The sequence below is a fragment of the Microbacterium sp. NPDC055599 genome, assembly GCF_053618975.1.
This window is the reverse complement of the sequence record NZ_JBSHIM010000015.1, coordinates 60,607-75,400: the sequence shown is the minus strand read 5'-3', so window position 1 is coordinate 75,400 and position 14,794 is coordinate 60,607. Positions and strand designations below refer to the sequence as shown.

The window sequence follows — 14,794 nt, the reverse complement described above, 5'->3', positions numbered from 1 at the left end:
CCGTGTCGCGCATCTTCAAGCGCCCGGCGCGCCGCGCGATCTACCGTGGCGACATGACCGATCAGACACCCGCAGACCTGCCCGTCACCGGCGTGACCGGTGCGCACACGACCGACGGCCGCCCGCACGGCGTGACCTCGCTCACCCCGTTCCTCGCGATCCCCGACGCCGCCGGTGCGCTCGCGTTCTACCGCGACGTGTTCGGAGCCCGCGTGATCGACGTGACCGAGTTCGGCGACGTCGTGGCCCACGCCGACCTCGACTTCGGCACCGGTCGACTGCAACTGGGCGAGCCCAGTCCCGACTACCACCTCGTGCCGCCGCCCGCCGGCGACGACGCCTGCTATTCCCTCGGCCTCTACGTGCCCGACGTCGACGCCGTGGTCGAGCGCGCCGTGGCCGCCGGTGCCACCGTGCGCGAGCCCGCGATGCACTTCGTGTCGGGCGACCGCTTCGCCAGCATCCGCGACCCCTTCGGCGTGCGATGGTCGATCATGACCAGGGTCGAAGACCTCTCGGACGAGGAGAGCGCGCGCCGCGTCGCCGAATGGGCGGCGTCGTTCAGCGCGGGGCAGGCCGACGCGAGCTGAGCGCGACGACGGTCGCCCGCTGCACGGCGGGGAGCAGCGCCTCCGCGGTGCGCCGGTAGCCGAGCGGGCTCGGGTGGAACCGGTCGAGGCTGAACATCGCCTCCGGCTCGTCGAAGAACAGCGGCCCCACGGCGCGGCGCAGATCGACCGGCTCGGCCCCCGCGCGGCGGGCCGCCTCCGCCTGCACGGCGGCGAGCCGACGCGACAGGCTCGAGGCGATGCGGCGCAGCGGCTGCGGCACCGCGCGGAGCGCCCCCAGATCCGGGCAGGTGCCCACCACGACCCCGGCGCCGAGGACGCGCAGCCGCCGCACCGCGTCATCCAGGTGCCGCGCGGACTCGGCGACCGGCAGGCGATGCGTCACGTCGTTCCCGCCCACCACGACCACCGCGACGTGCGGACGGTACCCGGGCGGCAACGCGTCCAGCTGCGTCGCGAGGTCGCGCGACTCCGCGCCGACCCTCGCCACCGTACGTAGGCGCACGGGACGCCCCAGACCACGCGCGAGCGCCTTGGCGAGTCGTCCGCCCAGGGTCTGCTTGGGGCGCTGCGCCCCCAGCCCCGCCGCGAGCGAGTCTCCCACCAGCAGCAGGTCGAGCGGGGCGCCGTCGAGCCCCGGCCGCCAGAGCCGGTCGGCATCGAGCGACACCTCCCCGAGCGGCTTGCCGATGCGCCGTCGCGCGAGCGCGGCCTGACGGACCAGCACGAGGCGCAGCACCGCGGTCAGCAGGGCGACGGCGGACACGGCGGCGAACACGGGACGGAGGCGACGCACGACCCGATTCGAGTCGACCGCGGTGAACGCCCGGTGAACACCACCGAGCCCCGGATCAGCCGAGCGTCTTGACCTCGAGCTCGTCGGAGCCCGCCCGCACGCTCGCGAAGTGGGTGTAGCCGTCGGCGGCCGCACGCTCCAGCAGCGCCTTGAGGTTCTTGGTGCGCTGCTCGAGCCGCACGCGCGCCCCCCTCGCCACGAGCTCGGCCTTGTGGGCGACCAGCTCGCCCACCGGCACGTCGGCATCGTGGACCAGGACGATCGCCTGCGCCTCGGTGTCGGGGTCGGCGGAGACCAGGTCGACCAGCCGCTCGAACCCGAGCGAGAAGCCCACCGCGGGAACGTCCTGCTTCAGGAACCGGCCGATCATGCCGTCGTAGCGCCCGCCGCCGCCGAGCGAGTACCCGACGGAGGGGTGCGCGAGCTCGAAGATCGTGCCCGTGTAGTACCCCATGCCGCGCACGAGGAACGGGTCGAACACGAGCGGGATCTCGACGTGCTCCGCGACCACGGGGCGTGCGGCCGCCACGGCCTCGCCGATGCCGGTGAGGTGCGCGATGAGCTCATCAGGGACGCCCTCGGGCAGCGCCTTGCGGATCTGCCGCTCCCCGTACGGGTGGTACTCCAGCGTCTGCGGGCGGCGGAGGAACTCCTCGAACGCGGCGACGGCGGTCGCGGTGACCCCGCGCTCGCGCAGCTCGGCCGCGACCCCCTCCGGCCCGATCTTGTCGAGCTTGTCGATCGTGATCAGCACCTGCGGGCGCTCCTCGGTCGTGAAGCCCAGGTGGCCCAGCATCCAGTCGAGCAGGCGGCGGTCGTTGATGCGCACGGTGGCACCCTCGAGCCCCAGCGCGTCGACGGCGTCGAGCGATGCGACGAGCAGCTCGGCCTCGGCCCGCCCCGACGCATCCCCGATGATGTCGATGTCGCACTGCACGAACTGGCGGTAGCGGCCCTTCTGCGGCCGCTCGGCCCGCCACACCGGCGCGATCTGCACGGAGCGGAACACACCGGGGAGCTGCCCGCGGTTGCTGGCGTAGAAGCGCGCCAGCGGCACCGTCAGGTCGTAGCGCAACCCCAGGTCGGACAGCGCGGCGGGGTCGTCGGCCGCGGCGCGGATCGCGTCGGCGTCGAGACCGCGGCGCAGGATCGCGAACGACAGCTTCTCGTTGTCGCCGCCGATGCCCGCGTGCAGCCGCTCGTACTCCTCCACCACGGGCGTCTCGATCTCGTCGAACCCGTGCGCGCGGTAGCGCTCGCGGATCACGGAGAGCACGCGCTCACGGCGGGCCTTGTCGGCGGGGAGGAAGTCGCGCATGCCGCGCGGCGGGTTCACAGTAGCCACCCGTCCATCTTCCCAGGTCGTCGGCGGCACCCGCGCGTCGGGTCAGCCGGCCTCCGCCCCGCGCACCTCGTCCTCCAGCAGCCGCAGCCGCTCGCGCAGCGCCCGCTCGGCATCCCACCCCTCGGCGCGCGCGGTCGCGACCAGCGCCAGGAGCGCGTCGCCGAGCTCCGCCTCGGACGCCGGAGTGGCCGCGACGGGGCTCTGCGGCACCGTGACACCGGCCCCCGCGGCCCGGCCGACCAGCTTCTGCGCCAGGGCGAGCGCCGGCATCCCCCGTGGCACGCCGTCGAGCACGCTGCGCCGCGTGCGCTTCTCCGCGGCCTTCGCCGCGTTCCAGTGGATCAGCACCTCCTCCGGCGTGGTGGCGACCTCGTCGCCGAACACGTGCGGATGACGGCGCACCATCTTCTCGGTGAGCGTGGCGGCCACGTCGTCGATGTCGAACGGATCGTCGGGGTCCTGCGCGGCGATCGCGGCGTGGAACAGCACCTGCCACAGCAGGTCGCCCAGCTCCTCACGCAGATCGTCGCGGGTGCCGGACTCCACGGCGTCGATCACCTCGTGCGACTCCTCGATCAGGTACGGCACCAGGTCGCGGTGGGTGATGCGCTGCGACCACACGCAGCGCTCGCGCACGGCCCGCATGGTGTCGGCCGCGGCCCGCAGCGCATCCACGTCAGGCCGCGACTCGTCGGCAGACCCGCTCATGCGTCCTCCGCTCCTCGGTCAGGCCCGCCCCGCTCTGCGGAGGAGGCACCGGCGAGGCGACGGTACCAGCGGGCCCGCAGCGACACGATCACCGCCGAGAGCAGCAGTGCCAGGAGCGAGCCGACCAGCACCCCGAGGATCGCCTGGTCGCGCAGCCCCGCGTCGGCGGCGAACGCGAGGTTCGCGAGCAGCAGCGACACCGTGAAGCCGATGCCGCCGAGCGCTCCCGCCGCGACGATGTCGGCGAAGGGCAGCGCCGGATCGGCTCCCCGCGGGCGGATGCGCATCGCGAACCAGCCGAACACCGTGATGCCGACGATCTTGCCGACCGGGAGGGCCACCACGATGGCCCAGAACGCGGGCGACAGCTCTGTCGGCGCCACCGCGGGGATCACCACGAACGCCGCGACGAATGCGAACACCGGCAGGATCACCCCGTTGACCGTGGGCTCGAGCGCGTGCCGCGTACGGCCAGCGGGCACCGGCGCCATCACCAGCCCCAGCATGACCCCCGCGATCGTGGCGTGCACGCCGGACGACGCCACGAGCGCCCACGTCACCACACCGACCACGGTCATCGCGACCGCGATCAGCGGATGCCCCTTCGCGTGCAGGAGCCGGCTGAGCACCCAGAACACGGCCACACCGACCAGGGCCAGCACGAACAGCAGCCACTGCACGTCGTGCGCGAACAGCACCGCGATGAACACGATGCCGATGATGTCGTCGAGGATCGCGAGCGCCAGCAGGAACACCCGCACGCGCGACGGCAGGCCGCGGCCGAACATCGCCAGCACACCGAGCGCGAAGGCGATGTCGGTCGCGGTGGGGATCGGCCAGCCGGACGCCGTCTCCGGGCCGCCCGCGATCAGCAGGTACACCAGGATGGGGACCAGCACCCCGCCGGTCGCGGCGATCGCCGGCTGCACGGCCTTGCGCGGGGAGTCGAGCTCGCCGTGGGTCAGCTCGTGGCGCAGCTCGATCGCGACCACCAGGAAGAACACCGCCAGCAGACCGTCCGAGACCCAGTGCGCGATCGACAGGTCGAGCGCCGTGCCCGGCACCGCGAGGTGCGCGTCCAGCAGCCCCGCGATCGCGTCGTGGGTGGGTAGGTTCGCGAGAAGTAGCCCCAGTCCGGCCGCGACGAGCAGGAGGACGGCGGGGAACTGCTGACCGCGGAGGGGGTTCGCTGTGATGCGCATCGTCTCCATCGTAGGCGGCGGTGTCCTCCGGCCGTCATGCGTGCAAGAGGCGTTCTCACCCCGGGATACTCTCGGAGGGTGACCCCCGATTCCCCCGCTTTCTCCGAGCCGACGCCCACCGAGGCCATCCGCGTGATCGGTCGCTTCGAAGCCGGTCGCGGCATTCCCGATGCCATGCGCTCCGACGTGCGGATGCTGGGCCAGCTGCTCGGCCAGGTGCTCCGCGAGGCCGGCGGCGACGACCTGTTCGACGACGTCGAGCGTCTGCGCCTCGCGACGATCCAGGCCTACGAGGACGAGACCTCCGACGCGTTCGAGCGGGCCGCGGCGATCGCCGAGTCGTTCACGATCGCCCGCGCCGACGAGGTCGCGCGGGCGTTCACCTGCTATTTCCACCTGGTGAATCTCGCCGAGGAGCACCAGCGCGTGCGCGTGCTGCGCGAGCGGGCCGGCCAGCCGGGGCGGGAGGACGCGAGCGACACGGTCGCCACGGCCTACGCGCGCCTGCGCGACGAGGTCGGCGAGGACGAGGCGCGCCGCCGTCTCGCCGGTCTGCGCTTCCACCCGGTGTTCACGGCGCACCCGACTGAGGCCCGCCGCCGTGCGGTGTCGTCGAGCATCCGCCGCCTGTCGGACCTGCTCACGCAGCACGACGCCGCGAGCGCGGGCGGCGCCGAGGAGCACCGCGCCCGCCGTCGCATGCTAGAGGAGATCGACACGCTGTGGCGCACCGCCCCGCTGCGCGCGCAGAAGCCCTCCCCGACCGACGAGGTCCGCACCGTCATGGGCGTGTTCGACGAGACGCTCTTCACGACGGTGCCGCACGTGTACCGCCGCATCGACGACGCACTGCGCGGCGAGGAGTCCGGAGCCAGCGCGCCCGTGGTGCCCTCCTTCGTGCGCATCGGCTCGTGGGTGGGCGGCGACCGCGACGGGAACCCGTTCGTCACCGCGGCCGTCACGCGCGAGGCCTCGCAGATCGCCTCCGACCACGTGCTGCGCGGACTCGAGCGCGCGCTGGACCGCATCGGCCGCACGCTCACGCTCTCGGCCGACGACACGCCCCCGAGCGCGGAGGTCGTCGCGCTGTGGGAGGCCTTCGCGACCGCCGAGCCCGAGGTCGCCGCCGAGCTCGCCGCCCGGTCGCCGGAGGAGCCGCACCGCCGCGTGCTGCTCGTGCTCGCGCGGCGGGTGGCCGCGACCCGGCTCGGGGACAGCGAGCACGCGTACACCCGACCGGACGAGCTGCTGGCCGACCTGCGTGCCGTGCAGTCCTCGCTCGCCGCGGCCGGCGCCCGTCGGCACGCGTTCGGCGGGGTGCAGCACCTGATCTGGCAGGTGGAGACCTACGGCTTCCACCTGACCGAGCTCGAGGTGCGCCAGCACTCCCAGGTGCACGCCACGGCCCTCGCCGAGCTCGACGCGGGCGGCCCGATCAGCGCCCAGACCGAGGAGGTGCTGGAGGTGTTCCGTGCGATCGCGGACATCCAGCGCGACCGCGGGCTGCGGGCGGCAGGGCGCTACGTCGTCTCGTTCACCCAGGCCGCGTCCGACCTCGCGAACGTGCACCGCCTCGCCCGGTACGCCCTCGGCGACGACGCCCCGGTGCTCGATGTCGTGCCGCTGTTCGAGACCTTCGCCGACCTGCAGGCCGCGCCGGCGATCCTCGCCGAGGTCGTCACGTTCCCCGAGTTCCGCGAGCGGATGGCCGCGACCGGCAACCGCCTCGAGGTGATGCTCGGCTACTCCGACTCGTCGAAGGACGTCGGCCCGGTCGCCGCGAACCTCGCGCTGTACGCGGCGCAGGCCACCATCGCCCGCTGGGCGCAGGAGTCGGGCATCGAGCTCACGCTGTTCCACGGTCGCGGCGGCGCCCTCGGGCGCGGCGGCGGCCCCGCCAACTCCGCCATCCTCGCCCAGCCGCCGCACTCCGTCGACGGCCGGTTCAAGCTCACCGAGCAGGGCGAGGTGATCTTCGCGCGCTACGGCGAGCCCGCGATCGCCATGCGGCACATCGACCAGGTCGCCGCCGCCACGCTGCTCGCCTCCTCCCCCACGGTGGAGGAGCGCACCAGCCGCGCGGCCGAGCGCTACGCCGAGGTGGCCGCCACGATGGACGCGGCCTCCCGCGAGCGCTTCTTCTCGCTCGTCAAGGCCGAGGGCTTCGCGCCGTGGTTCGCCACGGTGACCCCGATGGAGGAGATCGGGCTGCTGGCACTCGGCTCCCGCCCCGCCCGACGCGGACTGTCGGTCGAGTCGCTGGAAGACCTGCGGGCGATCCCGTGGGTGTTCGCGTGGACCCAGGCGCGCATCAACCTCGCCGGCTGGTTCGGTCTCGGCACCGCCCTGGAGGCCGTCGGCGACCAGGACCTGTTGCGTGAGGCGTACCGCGAGTGGCCGCTGCTGCACACCATGGTCGACAACGTCGCGATGAGCCTCGCCAAGACCGACGAGCGCATCGCCCGCCAGTACCTGGCCCTCGGCGACCGCGACGACCTGGCGGCGCTCGTGCTCGACGAGCTCGCGCTCACGCGCCAGTGGGTCGTGCGGCTGACCGGCGGCGACGGCCTGCTCGAGAACAAGCCCGTGCTGCAGCGCGCGGTGCAGCTGCGCAGCCCCTACGTCGACGCGCTGTCGCTGCTGCAGCTGCGCGCGCTCCGTGCCCTGCGCTCGGCCGCGCCGCAGCCGGAGGGCTCGGGCGCCGACGCGGAACAGCAGCGCCTCCTGCTGCTCTCGGTGAGCGGCGTCGCGGCCGGACTGCAGAACACCGGCTGAGCCGCGGCCGCCCGTCGCGTGGCGCGGGGCCCTCGGGCGCCGACGCTAGAGTGAGAGCTCGGCCCAACCGGCACCGCCCTGACGCGACACGATCGCCAGCACTCCATCCCCCACCAGAAAGTCCTTCCCGCGTGACCGTCACGACCACTGCCGACTTCCATCCGCTCGCCGACTCCGTGCAGCCCGTGTTCGACACGGTGCTCTCCCGCAGCCCGCACGAGCCGGAGTTCCACCAGGCCGTGCACGAGGTGCTGCACTCGATCGCCCCCGTGCTGGAGCGCCACCCGGAATACGTCGACGGCGGCATCCTCGAGCGCCTGGTCGAGCCCGAGCGGCAGATCCTGTTCCGCGTGCCGTGGGTCGACGACGCGGGGAAGCTGCAGGTCAACCGCGGCTACCGCATCCAGTTCTCCTCCGTGCTCGGCCCGTACAAGGGCGGACTGCGCTTCCACCCCTCGGTGAACCTGTCGATCATCAAGTTCCTCGGCTTCGAGCAGATCTTCAAGAACGCGCTCACCGGTCAGGGCATCGGCGGCGGCAAGGGCGGCTCCGACTTCGACCCGCACGGCAAGTCCGACGCCGAGGTCATGCGCTTCTGCCAGTCGTTCATGAACGAGCTGTACCGCCACCTCGGCGAGCACACCGACGTCCCCGCGGGCGACATCGGCGTGGGCGGCCGCGAGATCGGCTTCCTGTTCGGCCAGTACCGCAAGGTCACCAACCGCCACGAGTCGGGCATGTTCACCGGCAAGGGCACCGGCTGGGGTGGCGCCGAGGTGCGCACGGAGGCCACCGGCTACGGCGCCGTGTTCTTCGCGCAGGAGATGCTCGCCGTCCGCGGCGACTCGCTGGCGGGCAAGCGCGTCGGCATCTCCGGCTCCGGCAACGTCGCCCTCTACGCGATCCAGAAGGCCGCGCAGCTCGGCGCGACCGCGGTCACCGCCTCCGACTCCTCCGGCTACGTCGTCGACGACGCCGGCATCGACCTCGACCTGCTGCGTCAGCTGAAGGAGGTCGAGCGCGCCCGCATCGTCGAGTACGCCCGCCGCCGCCCCAGCGCACGGTTCGTCGAGGGCGGCAGCGTGTGGGAGGTGCCGGTCGACATCGCCGTGCCGTCCGCCACGCAGAACGAGGTGAGCCTGGCCGACGCCGAGGCGCTGATCGCCGGCGGTGTGCAGGCGGTCTCCGAGGGCGCCAACATGCCGTGCGTGCCCGAGGCCGTCGAGGCGTTCCAGCGGGCGGGTGTGCTGTTCGCCCCCGGCAAGGCGGCCAACGCGGGCGGTGTGGCCACCTCCGCGCTGGAGATGAGCCAGAACGCCTCGCGCCAGCGGTGGACCTTCGCCGACAGCGAGAGCAAGCTCCGTGAGATCATGGCGGATATCCACGGCGCCGCGTTCGACGCCGCGGAACGGTACGGGGTTCCCGGCGACTACGTCGCGGGGGCCAACATCGCAGGATTCGAGAGGGTCGCCGCTGCCATGCTCGCGCAGGGCGTCATCTGACATCGAGCCGGCGAAGCCGGGCATCGGCGGGGTGCTCGGCTTCGTCTCTGCGCGCCCGCGCGGCTACGGACCGACGGGTCGGTCGTCGGCGTGCCGCGCGAGGGAGCTCCCGTAGCGCTCGGTGAGCTGCACCATGAGGTCGGGGGTGTCCCGGTCGACCCCGAACACGTGCCCGGGGAAGTCGAGCTCGGGCTGCGCCGCCGCGATCTCCTCCGCCCGGTCCGGCGAGAGCAGCTGCACCGGATCGCCGACCGCGACCCATCCGATCGGCACGACCGTGCCCTCGGGCAGCACCGCGCGCCGGTGCACGATCGCGTTGACGCGCACCTCGCAGCGGCTGCCCACCAGAGCACCGTTGAAGATGCGGGCGCCCGAGGCGAAGAACACCTCCTCGCCCACGGTCGCGCCGGCGATGCTCGCGAGCGTGCCGACGAGGGTGTGGTCGCCGATGTGCACCGCGTTCGCCGCGGTCGCCCTGATCAGCGCGTTCTCCATCACGATCACGTGTGCGCCGAGCGTGATCGGGCCGCCCTCGGCGGTGATCACGGCGCCGTGCAGCACCTGGCAGCCCGGACCGACCTCCACATCGCCGGAGATCACGGCGGTGGGGGCGACGACGGCGGTGTCATGGATGCGGGGGCGAGCCCCGAGGTGCTCGTACAACATGCGGCCAGACTAGCCCCGGGGCCCCGGCCGTCCGCTACGGGGTCGTGGCGGGTTCCGGGAAGATCGCGGTGAACAGCTGGCCGACCCACTCCAGCAGCTGCGCGTCGGGCAGCGGCTCCACACCGACGCCGACGGCCGCGGCGACGGTGGGCATCGGCACCACCAGCGCCTCTCCCCCGGCCACGAGCTTCGCCTTCGGGTAGAGCCGCTGCAGCCGCACCTTGATGGAGTCCTCCAGCCGCGCCGGGGCGATGCGGAGGTTCGACCCCATCGCCACCACGTCGGTGAGCCCGGCGCGGGCGGCCCTGCGGCGCAGTCGCGCGATCGCGAAGAGCCCGGCGACCTCTTCCGGCGGGGTGCCGTAGCGGTCGATGAGCTCCTCCTGCACGAGGTCGATCGCATCGTCCTTGGCGGTCGCGGCCGAGGCGGCGGACAGCTTCTGGTACGCCTCCAGGCGCAGGCGCTCACTGTCGATGTAGTCCTCGGGGATGCGCGCGTCCAGCGGCAGCTCCAGTCGCAGCTCCTGCCCCGTCTCGACCTCTTCGCCGCGGAACGTCGCGACGGCCTCACCGATCATGCGCAGGTACAGGTCGAAGCCGACGCCGGCGATGTGCCCCGCCTGCTCCGCGCCGAGCAGGTTGCCCGCCCCGCGCAGCTCCAGGTCCTTCAGCGCCACCTGCATGCCCGAGCCGAGGTCGTTGTTGACCGCGATGGTCTGCAAGCGGTCGGCCGCGGTCTCGCTCAGCGGCTTCATGTCGTCGTAGAGGAAGTACGCATAGGCGCGCTCGCGTCCGCGGCCCACGCGTCCGCGGAGCTGGTGCAGCTGGCTCAGGCCGTACTTGTCGGCGCGGTCGATGATGATCGTGTTGGCGTTGGAGATGTCGAGGCCGGTCTCGATGATGGTGGTCGAGACGAGCACGTCGAACTTGCGCTCCCAGAAGTCGTCGACCACCTGCTCCAGCGCATGCTCCCCCATCTGCCCGTGCGCGACCGCGATGCGCGCCTCCGGCACGAGCTCGGCGAGCTGGGCCGCGATCCGCTGGATGGACTGCACGCGGTTGTGCACGAAGAACACCTGGCCCTCGCGCAGGATCTCGCGCCGGATGGCGGCGGCGATCTGCTTGTCGCTGCGCGGCCCGACGAACGAGAGGATCGGGTGCCGGTCCTCCGGCGGCGTCGCGAGCGTGGACATCTCCCGGATGCCGGTGACCGCCATCTCCAGGGTGCGCGGGATCGGGGTCGCACTCATGGCGAGGATGTCGACGTTGGTCTTCATCTTCTTCAGCGCGTCCTTGTGCTCCACGCCGAAGCGCTGCTCCTCGTCGATGATCATCAGGCCGAGGTCCTTGAACATCACCTGATCGGTGAGGATGCGGTGCGTACCGATGACCATGTCGACCGTGCCGTCGAGAAGGCCCTGCAGCGTCAGCTTCGCCTCCTTGTCGGTCTGGAAGCGCGACAGCGGCCGCACCTTCACCGGGAAGCCGGCGAAGCGCTCCGTGAACGTCTCCAGGTGCTGCTTCACCAGCAGCGTCGTCGGCACGAGCATCGCGACCTGCTTGCCGTCCTGGATGGCCTTGAACGCCGCGCGCACCGCGACCTCGGTCTTGCCGAAGCCGACGTCGCCCGACAGCAGCCGGTCCATCGGGATGGGCCGCTCCATGTCGGCCTTGATCTCGTCGATGGTCTGCAGCTGGTCATGGGTCTCGGCGAATGGGAACGCCTCCTCCAGCTCGCGCTGCCACGGGGTGTCCGGACCGAACGCGTGCCCCTTGGCACTCATGCGCGCGGAGTAGAGCTTCACGAGCTCGACCGCGATGTCGCGCACGGCCTTGCGGGCCTTGCCCTTGGCCTGCGCCCAGTCGCTGCCGCCCATCTTCGACAGCGTCGGGGCCTCACCGCCGACGTACTTGGAGAGCAGGTCGAGCTGGTCGGTGGGTACGAAGAGCTTGTCGCCCGGGTAGCCGCGCTTGGACGGGGCGTACTCCAGCACGAGGTAGTCGCGCACGGACTTCGCGGCGTGGCGGCCGCCCGTCGACACCTCGCGCTGCGTCATCTCCACGAAGCGGCCGATGCCGTGCGTGGCGTGCACCACGAAGTCGCCCTGCTTGAGCTGGAGGGGGTCGACCACGTTCTTCCGGCGCGAGGCGAGCTTCTTCACCACGCGCTGGTCGCCGCCGATCGTGCGGCCGTAGAACTCGTTGTCGGTGAGGACGGCGAGCTTCGCCTCCGGCACCTGGAACCCCGCCTCGACCGCACCGGTCACGAGCGTCGCGACCCCGGGGTCGGGGGCCTCGGTCAGCGACTCCACCGCGCGGGCCGCGATGCCCCGGTCGGACAGCACGTCGCGCGCGCGGTCGACGAGCCCGTGTCCCGTGGCGATCACCACGACACGCCACCCGTCGGCGACCTTCGCGTCGACGAAGGCGATCGCCCCGTCGACGTTGCCGTGGAACGACGGGATGACCGCCGACGCCTCGACGCTCTCCGGGTCGGCGTCGCCGATGCCGAACGGGCTGAGCCGCCACCACACGCCGCCGCGGTCGCGCACCACGTCGCGCAGGTCGGCGACCGTGAGGAAGTCGCCCGCGCCGAGGTCGATGGGAGCCGAGGCCCCGGAGGTCGCCGCGCTCCACGCGGCGTCGAGGAACTCGCGGTTCGTGTCGCCGAGGGTGATCGCCCGCGCGGTCGCCCGCTCGGGGTCGACCACCGCGGTCGCGCTGCCGGGCGGCAGGTACTCCACGAGCGACTTCAGCGGACCGGCCACGGCGGGCAGCAGCGACTCCATGCCCTCGACCGGGATGCCCTCGGCCATCTTCTCGAGCATGCCCGCGATGGCCGGGAACCCGCCGATCAGCGCGCGCGCCCTGTCGCGCACGTCGGCGGTGAGCAGCAGCTCGCGGCTGGGCGGCAGGTCGACCGCGGGGACGTCGCCGGGGAGCGAGCGCTGATCGGCCACGGAGAACGCCCGGATCTGGTCGATCTCGTCGCCGAAGAACTCCACGCGGTAGGGGTGCTCCGACGTGGGAGGGAACACGTCGAGGATGCCGCCGCGCACGGCGAACTCACCGCGCCGCGACACCATGTCCACGCGGGAGTATGCGCGTTCGACCAGCTGCTCCGCGACGTGGTCGAGCTCGTGGCCCCGGCTGCCGACGGCGAGGTCGAGGGGGGCGATCTCGCCCAGGTTGCCGGCGATCGGCTGCAGCGCGGCGCGCACGGAGGCGACGACCACGAGGGGGTGGTCGCCCGACCACTCGGCGATGCGGCGCAGGGTCTGCAGGCGCTGCCCGACGGTGTCGGGGCTCGGGCTCAGCCGCTCGTGCGGCAGGGTCTCCCATGCCGGGAACGTGAGCACCTCGGCATCGGGCACGTAGGCCGACATCGCCGCGGCGAGCGTCTCGGCCCGGCGCCCGGTCGGCACCACGGCGAGCAACGCGGCGGGGTGCCCGGCCGCGGCGCGCTTGGCGAGGAGCCCGGCGAGCGTGGGCGCATCGAGGCCGTCGACCAGTCCGAGGTCGGCGTCGGTATGCGCCCAGGCGAGAGCGTCACGAAACAGAGACGCCTCTTCCAAGGCGCGCAGAATCCCCGGAACAGTCACCGGACAAGCCTAATCGCGCCCACCGACACCGCGGTCGACGTCCCCCTCGCCGACCGGGCGACCGGCTCGGCCGTCCTAGGCTGGAGGGATGCCTCCGGTCACCCTCACCACCGCCCGCCTCGTCCTGCATGCCCCGACGGAGGCGGACGTCGACGCGATCACCGCGGCCTGCCAGGACCCGGAGATCCCCCGCTGGACGACCGTCCCGAACCCGTACTTCCGGCAGGACGCGGAGGACTTCGTCGCGCTCGTCGCCGACTGGTGGGCGGACGGCTCCCAGACCGTGTGGGGCATCTTCGCGGACGGCGTGCTCGTGGGCGTCATCGGCCTGCACCACATCGCGGGCCACGCCGCGGGTGGCAGTGCCGAACTCGGCTACTGGATGGTCGCGGACGCCCGCGGCCGGGGCTATCTGACCGAGGCGGCCCGCGCGGTGCTGGACTGGGGGTTCGCCGAGCTCGGGCTCGCGCGCATCCGCTGGCAGGCCGTGGTGGGCAACGTGCCGTCGGCACGGGCCGCCCGCGCCCTCGGCTTCCGGTTCGAGGGCACGCAGCGCCAGGCCCTCACGAGTCAGCGCGGCCGCGACGACGGCTGGGTCGCCGGGCTGCTGGCCACCGACGACCGCACCCCGGTCGAGTGGCCCGTGCTGTGACGGCTGCCGGCGAGGCGTGACAGCGTCGGAGGCCGGTGACAGGATGGCTGCATGCCCGAGATGCCGGAGGTCGAAGGACTCGTCGCGTTCCTCGGCGAGCGCGCGGTCGGACGCACGATCACCCGCGCGTCGGTCTCGGCCATCGCGGCGCTGAAGACGTACGACCCGCCCATCACGGCGCTCCACGGCGCGGAGATCACCGCGGCCGCGCGACTCGGCAAGTTCGTCGTGCTGTCGTGCGGTGCGGAGCTGCACCTCGTGTTCCACCTGGCGAAGGCGGGCTGGCTGCGCTGGTACGAGACCCTGCCGACCACGCTCATCAAGCCGGGGAAGACGCCCATCGCCCTGCGTGTCGCGCTCGACGACGGCAGCGGGTTCGACCTGACGGAGGCCGGTACGAAGAAGTCGCTCGCGGTGTACGTCGTGCGCGATCCGCAGGAGGTGCCCGGCATCGCCCGCCTCGGTCCCGACCCGCTCGACCCGGCCTTCACGCGGGCGCACTTCGCCGGCCTGCTGGAGGGGCGGCGCATGCAGATCAAGGGGCTGCTGCGCGACCAGGGCGTGATCGCGGGGATCGGCAACGCCTACTCCGACGAGATCCTGCACGCCGCACGCATGTCGCCCTATGCGATCGCCGCGACGCTCGACGACGCCGAGGTCGACCGGCTGTTCGCGGCGATGCAGGAGACGCTGCGCGAGGCGGTGGCCGCGGCCTCCGGGAAGCCGCCCGCCGACCTGAAAGACGCCAAGCGCCGCGGCATGCAGGTGCACGCGCGCCGCGGCGAGGCGTGCCCCGTGTGCGGAGACACCGTGCGCAGCGTGTTCTTCGCCGACCGGTCGCTCGAGTACTGCCCCACGTGCCAGACGGGCGGCAAGGTGCTCGCCGACCGCCGCCTCTCGCGCCTGCTGAAGTGAGATCGGCGCCGAGCGCGCCGATCCATGCCGCGGAATGAAATCGCGCCGACCGCGTTGAGTACA

11 protein-coding genes are annotated in these 14,794 nt (G+C 72.7%); 5 read left to right on the top strand and 6 right to left on the bottom strand.

Annotated elements, in window-relative coordinates:
- The first annotated feature begins 53 nt into the window (after positions 1 to 53).
- Positions 54 to 590, top strand: coding sequence for a VOC family protein (locus ACWGQ1_RS14910; protein WP_136033413.1), 537 nt, complete (start codon positions 54 to 56; stop codon positions 588 to 590).
- On the opposite strand, the gene ACWGQ1_RS14905 is transcribed toward ACWGQ1_RS14910, so the two are convergent.
- The 4 genes from ACWGQ1_RS14905 to nhaA form a co-directional block, all read right to left on the bottom strand.
- A complete protein-coding gene (locus ACWGQ1_RS14905) occupies positions 562 to 1,365 on the bottom strand; it encodes a GDSL-type esterase/lipase family protein (RefSeq protein WP_452313215.1) in 804 nt (267 codons plus the stop codon). The two genes, ACWGQ1_RS14910 and ACWGQ1_RS14905, sit on opposite strands and share 29 nt — an antisense overlap.
- Positions 1,366 to 1,420: 55 nt before the next feature.
- Positions 1,421 to 2,683 (bottom strand): histidine--tRNA ligase, encoded by a 1,263-nt coding sequence (hisS, locus tag ACWGQ1_RS14900; RefSeq protein ID WP_240745298.1) that lies wholly within the window; start codon positions 2,681 to 2,683, stop codon positions 1,421 to 1,423.
- Between the two features lie 69 nt (positions 2,684 to 2,752).
- Positions 2,753 to 3,418 carry a MazG family protein gene (locus ACWGQ1_RS14895; protein ID WP_136033408.1) on the bottom strand — a complete coding sequence of 222 codons (666 nt, stop codon included), beginning with the start codon at positions 3,416 to 3,418 and terminating at the stop codon, positions 2,753 to 2,755.
- Positions 3,415 to 4,620 (bottom strand): Na+/H+ antiporter NhaA, encoded by a 1,206-nt coding sequence (gene nhaA, locus ACWGQ1_RS14890; protein WP_136033406.1) that lies wholly within the window; start codon positions 4,618 to 4,620, stop codon positions 3,415 to 3,417. The genes ACWGQ1_RS14895 and nhaA overlap by 4 nt, the downstream gene beginning before the upstream one ends.
- A 174-nt stretch (positions 4,621 to 4,794) precedes the next feature.
- Here nhaA and ACWGQ1_RS14885 point away from each other — a divergent pair, with 174 nt between their 5' ends.
- Positions 4,795 to 7,395, top strand: a complete 2,601-nt coding sequence (locus ACWGQ1_RS14885; RefSeq protein ID WP_452313223.1) for a phosphoenolpyruvate carboxylase — start codon at positions 4,795 to 4,797, stop codon at positions 7,393 to 7,395.
- A 131-nt stretch (positions 7,396 to 7,526) separates the two neighbouring features.
- Positions 7,527 to 8,897: an NADP-specific glutamate dehydrogenase gene (gene gdhA, locus ACWGQ1_RS14880; RefSeq protein WP_136036015.1), complete on the top strand. Its 1,371-nt coding sequence runs from the start codon at positions 7,527 to 7,529 to the stop codon at positions 8,895 to 8,897.
- Between the two features lie 63 nt (positions 8,898 to 8,960).
- Here the strand turns inward: gdhA and ACWGQ1_RS14875 are convergent, their stop codons facing one another.
- Positions 8,961 to 9,563, bottom strand: a complete 603-nt coding sequence (locus ACWGQ1_RS14875) for a gamma carbonic anhydrase family protein (protein WP_136036014.1) — start codon at positions 9,561 to 9,563, stop codon at positions 8,961 to 8,963.
- A 34-nt stretch (positions 9,564 to 9,597) separates the two neighbouring features.
- Positions 9,598 to 13,164 carry a transcription-repair coupling factor gene (gene mfd / locus ACWGQ1_RS14870; protein ID WP_136029105.1) on the bottom strand — a complete coding sequence of 1,189 codons (3,567 nt, stop codon included), beginning with the start codon at positions 13,162 to 13,164 and terminating at the stop codon, positions 9,598 to 9,600.
- Between the two features lie 88 nt (positions 13,165 to 13,252).
- Here mfd and ACWGQ1_RS14865 point away from each other — a divergent pair, with 88 nt between their 5' ends.
- Entirely contained in the window at positions 13,253 to 13,816 is a 564-nt protein-coding gene (locus ACWGQ1_RS14865) for a GNAT family N-acetyltransferase (RefSeq protein WP_247638533.1), read from the top strand.
- A 51-nt stretch (positions 13,817 to 13,867) separates the two neighbouring features.
- Positions 13,868 to 14,731, top strand: a complete 864-nt coding sequence (locus tag ACWGQ1_RS14860) for a DNA-formamidopyrimidine glycosylase family protein (RefSeq protein WP_452313214.1) — start codon at positions 13,868 to 13,870, stop codon at positions 14,729 to 14,731.
- Positions 14,732 to 14,794 lie beyond the last annotated feature (63 nt).